8 protein-coding genes, 1 tRNA gene and 1 pseudogene are annotated in these 10,634 nt (G+C 43.9%); 4 read left to right on the top strand and 6 right to left on the bottom strand.

Translation table 11 applies throughout. The annotated features are described in order from the left end of the window. Positions 1-233 (bottom strand): annotated as a pseudogene (locus tag GPK58_RS04000) (Lsa family ABC-F type ribosomal protection protein); the annotation flags it as partial. 2 nt (positions 234-235) lie between these two features. Then, the gene (locus GPK58_RS03995; protein WP_215638244.1) at positions 236-430 is read right to left on the bottom strand and encodes a DNA-binding protein; all 195 of its coding nucleotides are present in this window, start codon (positions 428-430) and stop codon (positions 236-238) included. A gap of 139 nt (positions 431-569) precedes the next feature. Between GPK58_RS03995 and GPK58_RS03990 the strand changes: the two genes are divergently transcribed. Next, positions 570-1,019 carry a helix-turn-helix domain-containing protein gene (locus GPK58_RS03990; RefSeq protein WP_215638243.1) on the top strand — a complete coding sequence of 150 codons (450 nt, stop codon included), beginning with the start codon at positions 570-572 and terminating at the stop codon, positions 1,017-1,019. Positions 1,020-1,218: 199 nt separating this feature from the next. Here GPK58_RS03990 and guaA read toward each other — a convergent pair whose 3' ends face one another. From guaA to trmB, 4 genes are all read right to left on the bottom strand, one after another. Next, positions 1,219-2,796, bottom strand: coding sequence for a glutamine-hydrolyzing GMP synthase (gene guaA / locus GPK58_RS03985; RefSeq protein WP_021652384.1), 1,578 nt, complete (start codon positions 2,794-2,796; stop codon positions 1,219-1,221). A gap of 120 nt (positions 2,797-2,916) precedes the next feature. Next, positions 2,917-4,458, bottom strand: a complete 1,542-nt coding sequence (locus tag GPK58_RS03980; RefSeq protein WP_114001909.1) for an alanine/glycine:cation symporter family protein — start codon at positions 4,456-4,458, stop codon at positions 2,917-2,919. 806 nt (positions 4,459-5,264) lie between these two features. Beyond that, positions 5,265-5,337, bottom strand: a tRNA-Lys gene (locus GPK58_RS03975). A gap of 501 nt (positions 5,338-5,838) precedes the next feature. After that, the gene (gene trmB / locus GPK58_RS03970; protein WP_092072632.1) at positions 5,839-6,495 is read right to left on the bottom strand and encodes a tRNA (guanosine(46)-N7)-methyltransferase TrmB; all 657 of its coding nucleotides are present in this window, start codon (positions 6,493-6,495) and stop codon (positions 5,839-5,841) included. 731 nt (positions 6,496-7,226) lie between these two features. Between trmB and GPK58_RS03965 the strand changes: the two genes are divergently transcribed. Genes GPK58_RS03965 through GPK58_RS03955 form a run of 3 tightly spaced genes read left to right on the top strand, consistent with a single transcriptional unit; the run spans position 7,227 to position 10,569 of the window. Beyond that, on the top strand, positions 7,227-7,547 hold the full coding sequence (locus GPK58_RS03965) for a hypothetical protein (protein ID WP_021653134.1): 321 nt from the start codon (positions 7,227-7,229) through the stop codon (positions 7,545-7,547). A 19-nt stretch (positions 7,548-7,566) separates the two neighbouring features. Continuing rightward, positions 7,567-8,610, top strand: coding sequence for a V0D/AC39 family V-type ATPase subunit (locus GPK58_RS03960; RefSeq protein ID WP_215638242.1), 1,044 nt, complete (start codon positions 7,567-7,569; stop codon positions 8,608-8,610). Between the two features lie 18 nt (positions 8,611-8,628). Further along, positions 8,629-10,569, top strand: a complete 1,941-nt coding sequence (locus GPK58_RS03955; protein ID WP_215638241.1) for a V-type ATP synthase subunit I — start codon at positions 8,629-8,631, stop codon at positions 10,567-10,569. Positions 10,570-10,634 lie beyond the last annotated feature (65 nt).

The following is a 10,634-nucleotide window of genomic DNA, read 5'->3' as shown; positions in this document are numbered from 1 at the left end:
ATCTTCGTTCCTTCGTTTTTTTCAGCCCAACGCTTTGACCTGTCTGCTGATTTCCTAAGCTTATGTATTTCTTTTAGGTATTTTTCGTTTTCGGCTTTTGCATTCATATCAGCACGTTCCTTGTTTTCCCACCAACTGGAAAAATTCCCCGTCTGGACTTCTATACCAACACGCTTAAGCATCAGTACATGATCAATGCATGTGTTATTGCTTTCATTCTTGTAAATTACCATTCCTAATTCCTCCCATCGTTCGATCTTGTTCCATAAAACTGCTCGTAAAAATACTTCCGGTCAACTTTTCCTGCGATTGTCTGACATCCCATCGCCTGTAATTCCCTGTTCAGTCTCTTCATCAACTTATAAGCGTAGGATTCCGATACCTCCAGAACTTCCATGGCCTCTTTTACATTCATAAACATTTTACTCATTATAAAATTCCTTCTTTGTTTACGCTATACATTTCTGTATAGTTTACATGATGCTATACTTTTTTGTATGGTTTCTTCTTGTCTGTACTATACATATATGCTATACTCAATTTATCAATAGACAGACAGGAGAACGAATATGGCAATAGGAGAAAGAATTCATCATTTCCGACTTCTGCGTGGATTCACGCAGAAATATTTAGGTCAACAGTTAGGATTCAGCGAATCACAGGCTGATGTCCGTATTGCACAGTATGAAAAAGGTGCCCGCAGTCCGAAAGAAAACTATCTGAATGCGCTGGCTGATATTTTTGAGGTCTCTCCGCATGCACTGGCTGTCCCGGATATCGACAGCTATGTAGGACTTATGCATACCTTATTTACATTAGAAGACCTTTACGGACTTCATATTGATGAGATTGACGGAGAACTCTGCCTTCGGCTGGACAAATCCAAAGGAACCACCTACCTTTCTATGTTTGATATGTTCCATGCATGGCAGGAACAAGCTGAAAAATTGAAATCCGGAGAAATCACTCAGGAAGAATATGACCAGTGGCGGTATAATTATCCAAAAAACGACAAATAAAAAACCAACGAAAAAGGCCTTACCAAATTGATTTCACTCAATTCAGTAAGACCTTTTTGTTGGTTTCATACATATTACCTGATAACCACAAAATTCCGGATAAATAATGCCAAAATCTCTCGTGTTATCATTTTGTTATCAAATAGAACTTTATCTGCCCTGAAATGCCCTGTTTATAAGGGATTCCAGAAAATTTTTATTATTCAAACTCAATCGTTCCAGGCGGCTTACTTGTAAGATCATAGAATACGCGGTTTACGCCCTTAACTTCATTAATAATACGGTTCATCACCTTATTAAGTACTGCATAAGGAATCTCAGCAGACTCAGCAGTCATGAAGTCAATAGTCTTAACGGCGCGGAGCGCCACTGCATAATCGTATGTTCTAAAGTCTCCCATTACACCTACGCTTCGCATATTTGTAAGGGCTGCAAAGTACTGGTTCGGCATCCAGGACGGATCTTCTCCGTGTTCTTTTTTGTAGTCGGCGGCTGCATTGTCGACTTCTTCACGGTAGATGTAGTCTGCATCCTGTACGATGCGTACTTTTTCCTCGGTGACTTCACCGATGATACGGATTCCAAGTCCCGGGCCCGGGAATGGCTGACGGAATACCAGTCTTTCCGGAATTCCAAGTTCAAGGCCAGCTTTACGGACCTCATCTTTGAACAGATCACGAAGCGGCTCAATGATTTCTTTGAAATCAACGAAATCCGGAAGGCCTCCTACATTGTGGTGGGATTTGATCACTGCGGATTCTCCGCCGAGACCGCTCTCTACAACGTCCGGATAAATGGTTCCCTGTGCAAGGAAATCTACAGCACCGATCTTCTTGGCTTCTTCCTCGAAGATACGGATAAATTCCTCACCGATGATCTTACGCTTCGCTTCAGGCTCTGTAACACCGGCAAGCTTGTCGTAATATCTCTGCTGTGCGTTCACGCGGATAAAGTTCAGGTCAAACTGACCATTCGGTCCGAATACACCTTCAACCTCATCACCTTCATCCTTACGAAGAAGGCCATGATCTACAAATACACAGGTAAGCTGCTTGCCGATCGCTCTGGAAAGAAGTCCTGCTGCCACGGAGGAATCTACACCACCTGACAGGGCAAGGAGAACTTTTCCATCACCGACTTTCTCGCGGATCTCTTTGATCGTGTGTTCAACAAAGGCATCCATCTTCCAGTCTCCGGCACATTCGCAGACACCAAGTACGAAGTTGGACAGCATTGTCTTTCCTTCTACTGTGTGCAGTACTTCCGGATGGAACTGGATCGCATACAGTTTCTTCTCTTCATTCTGTGCAGTTGCTACCGGACAGTCTGCAGTATGTGCAGCGATCTCAAATCCCGGTGCAGTCTGGGAAATATAGTCTGTATGGCTCATCCAGCAGATTGTTTTGTCGGATACATTTTTGAAGATCCTGGAATCTTTCTTATCGATGAGAAGCTCTGTCTTACCGTATTCGCTGACATCTGCCTTCTCAACTTTTCCACCAAGGACATGCATCATAAGCTGTGCTCCATAGCAAAGTCCAAGTACCGGAATACCAAGCTCAAATAATTCCTTCTGGTAAGTCGGTGAATCTGCCTCATAGCAGCTGTTTGGTCCGCCGGTAAGGATGATTCCCTTAGGATTCATCGCTTTAATCTTCTCAAGATCTGTCTTGTAAGAATAAATTTCGCAATATACATTGCATTCTCTGACACGTCTTGCAACCAGCTGATTGTACTGACCGCCAAAATCAATGACAATAACTAATTCTCTTTTCAAGGCTTTCCTCCTGTTATTTATAACATCTTTAGAATCTGTTACTCATTATAAATGAGTACATGCACTTTTACAATGCTAATTTTATCTCCCGCCGGAATTTTTATTTTCCGGAAAAATTTTTCACTGCTTTTTTGCCTGCTCATCCCAGTAAGCGCAGTCATTTCTTCCAATTACCTCCGATGTAAACGGAGTACCGTCATTCTTCTTATAATGTCTGGTCGCCCGGAAAACATATTTCGCACCGACATAAACGATCGGTACGTTGAAAAATACGATCAGAATATTTCCAAGATCAGAAAATGCCCAGAGATTTCCAAGCTCCAGTCCTGCGATATTACAGAGGATACCAAATGCGGCAACAAAAAGACCGATACAGCGTACAAAATTAATACAGATCTTATCCTTGCGGATACGGTTTGCTGCGATTTCCGAAAAGCTGATCATTCCAAGCAGACAGGTAAATGCAAACAGGCAGAAACATAAGGTTACAAGAAATGTAACGATCCCGTTCATTGCAGTTCCCGGAGTCAGCACAGCAATGGACTCCGTATATTTTGGAAGTTTATCAAGAGCCTGCCAGCTTTCCGCATCTGCTCCCGTCCAGCAATGTGCCATAACTACCACAAATCCGGTAAGTGTACAGATCACAATGGTATCAAGAAAAACTCCCAGAGAAGCGATCACGCCCTGCTCACATGGATGCTTTGCGTCAGCTGCTGCCGCTGACATGGTGATCGTTCCCTGACCAGCCTCATTGGACATCAGGCCTCGTTTTACGCCCTGTGCAAGAACCGTTCCAAAAACACCTCCAAAAAATGCATCCGGCTTAAAGGCTCCTGCAAACACGCTTCCGAAGAAATACGGAATACGGGTAAAATTCAATATGATAAGAAGTAACACTACTACCATATAGAGCACCGCCATCACCGGCACCATCATATCTGTCCATCTGGATACTTTTTTGATTCCGCCAAATGCAATAGCTGCTGTGAGGATTACGATCAGCGTACCTACTATATAATAGAAGGCTGATCCGCTTGGAATGGTTTTTCCGGTTACGATCTCTGCCATGCGTCCTACTGATGAAACAACGTTAAAGCCCTGTGCCGGCAGACAGCAAAGCGCATACAGAATATACAATACCGAAAGAAAAACACCGATCCATACCTTATTTCCAAGAAGCTTTCTCCCATAAAAAGGAAGACCTCCTACAAACTCATCGTCCTTCTTCTCCTTGAAAATCTGAGCAAGGACACCCTCCATGTATGCAACTGCCATCCCGAAAAACGCAGATATCCACATCCAGAACAGGGCCCCCGGTCCACCCACTGCAATAGCACCTGTTACGCCCAGGATATTTCCCGGTCCTACACGCATAGCTGAACTCAGGAAAAACGATGCAAGCGGCGAAATTCCTGTTTCCACAACACGTTTCTCCGTCATGGTTCGGATTCCTTTTTTAAAGTAAGTCACCTGCATAAAACCGATCCTGAAACTGAAAAAAATCCCGGACCCAAGAAGTAGTATGATCGCAAAGGATATATTTCCCAGAATCGGGATACTGCTGTACCAGTCAAAATTCGTGGGGAACTCCCACAGAAAATCAGACAGTGGACCGATAAAGCTGAACACTCCATTGATCGCCTCAAACACTTTCTCCATAGCCATCTCCTCCCTTTTCATCTGAATACCTCAGAATTGAACCATCTTTCCGGATATCACATTTTCCGCTGGACATAAAATATAGATATATTCATTTATACCCCTCAGAAAAATTTCCGCACCTGTTCATATAACATGTGTACCACATCCATACTCGTTCATTTCCCCTCCGGATTTTTATGCTATGGTTTATTATACCGTATCGGCTTAAAAAAGTCTTATTTATTTTCACTATTTTTGTACAAATTTCAGAATTTTCTATTCTTACAAGCCCCACCGACTGCTATTGCTTTTCGCCCCCCGCAGGGGACTTACTTGATTCGAGTCAAGCGGATATTCGCAATCCGCTTCGCTATGCGGCTCTACACCAAATAACTGCTTCACAGTTTATCAGACTTTATAAGATATTTAGACTTTCCTCACAAATTTTTAAAACGCTTCTCACAGTTCCATCACATTTTGACGGTATATTAGTAAACAAATAAAGCACAAAGCTTTTTCATCTTATAGATCATTACTTATTTTTCTTTTCATACTCTGCCGGGTCCCTTCCAAGACCCGGCCCTCCTTTTTATCTTCTTACAAACTAGTATACCATCCTTTCTTTATTCAAAAGGATCTATACCTATAATCATGGTGTCTATATTAGACATTCTGATTCTATCTGATGATCGACATTTTCATCTCGGTCCATTTACTCCGCATCACTTCACGCCCAGATATCCTTATCCCCCCTGAAACCCGAATAAACACGACAAAAAAACACCGTCCCCGCAGCTCTATATCTGCAAAAACAGTGCCTTTAGTGCGTCTTCAGGGGTTCGAACCCTGGACACCCTGATTAAGAGTCAGGTGCTCTACCAACTGAGCTAAAGACGCTTATTTAATTATTTGTCTTTCGTTTTTTGTTTCGTTCGTTCCTCAAGACATGTTGTATTATACGTTATGATTTGAAGAAAGTCAACACCTTTTTTTAATTTTTTTTATTTTTTTCTTTTTTATTTTTTATATCTTCATTTGATGCAATTTTGTTCAGTGATTTTTCTATTTCTGACAGCGAATTTCTGATCTGAAATGCCTGGCTTTTGACGCCGCGTTTTACACTGTTGAGATTTCGCCGGAATGAGTTAGATTTTCTTTTTTTCAAACCTTATCTTCCCCTCTTTCTTTATACAGATCAGGCAGCTTCTCCTGCAGATTCATATATTCCTGCCTGACGCTCCCTCTTATTTATTATATGAAAACAGGCCGATCTGTTTACAGATCAGCCCGATAAAACAACCTTCTATATTAATGCAGCATATCCTAATACAGCATATCTATGCGCCAGATAAGCTTTGGTACCAGATACCTTCTGAAAACCACCTAACCTTACCTCTTCTATTTTTGTCTGATCACCATCTTACAGATCGGATTGCCCATGGAAGAAAACTTCTCCTCATACTCCGTCATCACATTTCCCTTCACCAGCTCCTCATCATGATGAAGATCAAACGTACAAACCTCCAGGTTCCAGTCAGACTCCTTCACCTCTTCCAGGGAAAATTCAAACAATCCACGGTTATCTGTTTTAAATTCCACAGTACCCTCTTTTTTCAGGACCTGCTCATACCTCTTTAAAAACTCTCTGGAAGTCAGTCTTCTCTTGGCATGACGGGCCTTCGGCCACGGATCGGAAAAATTCAGATAAATCCCGTCAACCTCATCCTTCTCAAAAATCTCCGGCAAAAGCCTTGCATCCACACGGATGAACACCAGATTTGAAAACTTCTCCCCGGCCTCCTCAAGCTCCTCCCTCTTCTGAAGTGCCCGAAGCAGCACACTGTCATACATCTCGATCCCAACATAATTCCTCTCAGGATGCAGCCTCGCCATATCCATCAGAAAACGCCCTTTTCCCATACCAACCTCAAGAAAAAGCGGTCTCTTCTCCCCAAAAACACTCGCCCATTCCCCTTTAAACTTCTCCGGTTCATCAATCACCCAGTCACACTCCAAAATCGCATCCTTCGCCCCGGGAATATTACGTAATCTCATAAATAACCTCCAAATTAATCTTCCTATAATATACAAATCAAATAACTACCTCTCGCAGCCAGCAAAAGCAGTATATAACAATTCCCCAAACCAATGAAACCACTATAATACATCCGCCACCAGCCACACAAACCAGAATACCTGCACAAATCCCAAAAATCATCATTCCTCTTCCAGAATATCCGATAAAACACCCTGTACAATGCATCCCAATATTCAACTATACATGTAACCCCCACCCCGCCGCAAGCAAAAAATAAAAAAAATCCTCAACCAGGCGACAGCAACGCGCTTCGCCATCCACATCCATATACACATCCCCTCAACCAGGCGACAACAACGCGCCTCGCCGTCCACCCACAACACCATCCGCATCCATATACACATCCTCTCAACCAGGCGACAGCAACGCGCCTCGCCGTCCGCATCCACACACATCGGCTCAACCTCACACATCCAACACCGCAGCATACATACACAAGTCAACAACCTTACACCACCACAACCAAGAACTCCTAAAAAAAGCCCGAGGGGTGTGCAGAGGGGCCATGGCTTTATGGCCCCTTTGCGGTTTTCCTCTTTTTCCACAAAAACCCCAAAAAATATCTTTTTACCCACATTTCCCTCAAAAGTTTGCATAAAAATTAACAAAATTTTAGTTGTTTTTACCATAAAAAAGGTGTATCATATAAAAATCAATTATAAACAATAAACAAAACAAGGAGGGCGCTATGGAACAAATCCTAAATAAGCTTTCGGAAATCGAAGCTACAGCCAATGCCATCATGCAGGACGCTGCGCGACAGAAACAGGCTCTCTCGGAAGAAGCAGAAAAACAGACGAAGGAATTCGACGCTTCACTTGAAAAAGAAACCAGCGACGAGATCCGGAAGATCCGTGAAGATCTGGCCCGCGAGAAAGACGCCCGGATCAATGAGCTTCGTGCAGAAACCGAAGACCAGCTATCCAGGCTGGATGCCTATTACGAAGCCCATCACGAAAGTCTTTGCAGTGAGCTGTTTCAGAAAATAACAGGCATCACCGAAACCTGAAGGGAAAGGAAGTGATTCAATGGGCTCTGTCCTCTCATACAGCGGACTCTCCACCAAGATCCGCGCCATGCAGAGCAGGCTTGTGACAGATGAGCAGCTGGAGGAAATCGTTCAGCTTCCCAATGTCCCCCAGGTAACAGCCTACCTGAAACGGACTCCCGAATATCAGAATATCTGGTCCGGTCTCGATGAAAATGATCTTCACCGCGGACAGATAGAAAAACTCCTGAAGAAATCCATCTTCCTGAATTTTTCAAGGCTTTACCACTTTGCAAATCAGGAACAGCGAACGTTCCTGTCGCTTTACTCGAAGCGTTATGAGATCCGCGTCCTGAAAGAGATCATGACGAATCTCTTTGATCACCGGGACACCGATCCCGTGGATATTTCTCCCTACCGCGATTTTTTCAGACATCATTCCAAGCTGGACATTGACAGGCTTGCCGCCTGCACCAATATGGATGAATTCATTGCGGCACTGAGGGGAAATGATTTTTTTATTCCGCTGTCTCAGGTCAACGAACGTGGAAATGCCACGCTTTTTGACTTCGGCATGGCACTTGACCTTTCGTATTTTTCACAGATCTGGAATGTGCGGAAGAAGCTTTTCAAAGGTAACGATCTGAAACAGATCACCAAGGCTTACGGTGAAAAATTCGATATGCTGAACCTGCAGTTCATCCAGCGCTCCAAACGCTGCTTTCAGATGGAACCGGCTGCTATTTACGCATTGCTGGTCCCCATGAACTACAAGCTCCGCAAAGAGGAGATCACCACCCTTGTGGAAGCCCCTACACCAGAAGAGTTCCGTCGTATCTTCAATGGAACTTATTATGGTAAGAAATACGAACAGCTGACCGTCGCCAGTCTGGAAGAATTTTATAACTATATTCTTCGCAGCATACTGGAACAGGAAGCACGCAAGGATCCCTATTCCGTAGCAGTCATCTATTCCTATTTATATCACAAAGAACATGAAGTCAACCGTCTGACCATTGCCCTTGAATGCGTGCGCTATGGCGTGGACCCAGAACAATCCCTGCGTTATATACGCAACGGTTAATAACCAGGAGGTAGCAACGTGATTGAAAAAATGAATTTTCTGAGCATCACCGGTCCCAAGGCAGATATCGACCGGGTTGTAAACACCTACCTGTGCAAGTACGAGATCCATCTGGAAAACGCTCTCTCAGAGCTGACCACAGTAGAAAGTCTGACGCCTTTCCTGGATGTCAACCCCTACAGAGATGCCTTAAATTCCATCAATACCATTTATGAGGAGCTGAAAACTCCTCCGTCCACTTCCAACAGAAGCCCGGGTATTGAAACAGCACTTTCCACAGTAAAGGAGATCCGCTCCCAGGCGGATCAGCTCCAGAAGGAACAGTCCGAACTGGAAGAAAAATGTTCCTCTCTGGAAGAATCACTGCGGATCATACGTCCCTTCCGAAATATTGATTATGATATTTCATCCATACTTCATCTGAAGTATATCCATTTTCATTTCGGACGTATCGAGAAACAGTATTATGAGAAATTCAAGAAATATATTTACGACAATCTGAACACGATCTTCCTTAAATGCGATGAAGATGACCAATACGTCTGGGGCGTTTACTTCGTACCGAAGCATGAAGCGCACAAAATTGATGCCGCCTACTCTTCTATGCACTTTGAGAAGATCTTTGTGCCGGATAATTATACCGGAACTGCCCAGCAGGCATTTTCAAGCGTAAGCAAACAATACGAGGATGCTCTGAAGCATCTGGAAGCACAGAAACAGAAATACCAGAGATTTCTTGCGGATCAGGCAGAAACCATCGTTACCGCCAGAAACACACTTCTTCAGTTTTCCAGAAATTTCGATGTCCGGAAAGCGGCAGCCTGCACCGGAAAGCATGAAAATTTCTATATTCTCTGCGGATGGATGACAGAAGCCGACACCAGAGCTTTTCAAGCCGAAATCTCATCCGACGAAAAAATCTTCTGCCTGGTAGACGGAGAAGATACCAATACGCCGGAACACGACCAGAACCATCAGCCGCCGACCAAGCTGAAAAATCCGAAGCTTTTCAAGCCCTTTGAAATGTATGTAAAAATGTACGGACTTCCCGCCTATGGCGAGATGGACCCTACCTGGTTTGTTGCCATCACCTACTCCTTTATTTTCGGAGCCATGTTCGGTGATGCAGGACAGGGACTCCTGCTCTTTATCGGAGGATTGCTCCTGTACAAGCTGAAGCATATCGATCTTGCCGGAATCATCAGCTGCGCCGGAGTCTTTTCCACATTTTTCGGTCTGATGTTCGGAAGTATCTTTGGATTTGAGGATGTCATACCTGCTCTGTGGCTGCGGCCTGTGGACAGTATGACGACCATACCTTTTATCGGAAAACTGAATACCGTATTTATCGTTGCCATCGGCTTCGGCATGGGAATCATCCTCTTGTGTATGGTTTTCAACATCATCAATTCCTTTAAAACGCATGATGTTGAAAAAACCTGGTTTGACACCAACGCTGTGGCAGGACTTGTATTTTATGGCTCCGCAGTTCTCTGCATCGGACTCTTTGTATCCGGGCATGCAGTTCCGGGTGGTGCAGTCCTTGCCATTATGTTTGGTTTACCGCTGCTTCTTATTTTCTTCAAGGAGCCTCTTACAAACCTGGTAGAAAAAAAGGCCGAGGTTATGCCAAAAGAAAAAGGCATGTTTATCGTACAGGGTATTTTTGAACTGTTCGAGGTTATCCTGAGCTACTTTTCCAATACACTCTCCTTCGTGCGTATCGGTGCTTTTGCAGTCAGCCACGCAGCTATGATGGAGGTTGTACTTATGCTTGCAGGCGCAGAAAACGGCAGTCCGAACTGGATCGTCATCATTCTCGGAAACCTGTTCGTATGTGCTATGGAGGGCCTGATCGTAGGTATCCAGGTACTCCGTCTGGAATATTACGAAATGTTCAGCCGTTTTTACAAGGGCAGCGGACGGAAATTCGAGCCGTTCTGCTCAAAAAACAAATAAAATGCCAGAGTCGGAACGCATTCTGATCCGGGCATTCAATTAAACGAATATTAAGGAGGTCATCA

Source organism: Blautia sp. MCC270, from assembly GCF_018785605.1.
GTDB classification, from domain to species: domain Bacteria; phylum Bacillota; class Clostridia; order Lachnospirales; family Lachnospiraceae; genus Blautia_A; species Blautia_A fusiformis.
The sequence above is the reverse complement of the archived record's forward strand: the minus strand, read 5'-3'. Positions and strand labels throughout refer to the sequence as shown.

What these genes read in the sequence shown, in the direction of transcription:
- GPK58_RS03965 (WP_021653134.1), top strand. Translation starts at nt 7,227, where the DNA reads ATGGAACAAATCCTAAATAAGCTTTCGGAAATCGAAGCTACAGCCAAT.
- trmB (WP_092072632.1), bottom strand. Translation starts at nt 6,495, where the DNA reads ATGAGATTACGTAATATTCCCGGGGCGAAGGATGCGATTTTGGAGTGT.
- GPK58_RS03995 (WP_215638244.1), bottom strand. Translation starts at nt 430, where the DNA reads ATGAGTAAAATGTTTATGAATGTAAAAGAGGCCATGGAAGTTCTGGAG.
- GPK58_RS03980 (WP_114001909.1), bottom strand. Translation starts at nt 4,458, where the DNA reads ATGGAGAAAGTGTTTGAGGCGATCAATGGAGTGTTCAGCTTTATCGGT.
- GPK58_RS03990 (WP_215638243.1), top strand. Translation starts at nt 570, where the DNA reads ATGGCAATAGGAGAAAGAATTCATCATTTCCGACTTCTGCGTGGATTC.
- GPK58_RS03960 (WP_215638242.1), top strand. Translation starts at nt 7,567, where the DNA reads ATGGGCTCTGTCCTCTCATACAGCGGACTCTCCACCAAGATCCGCGCC.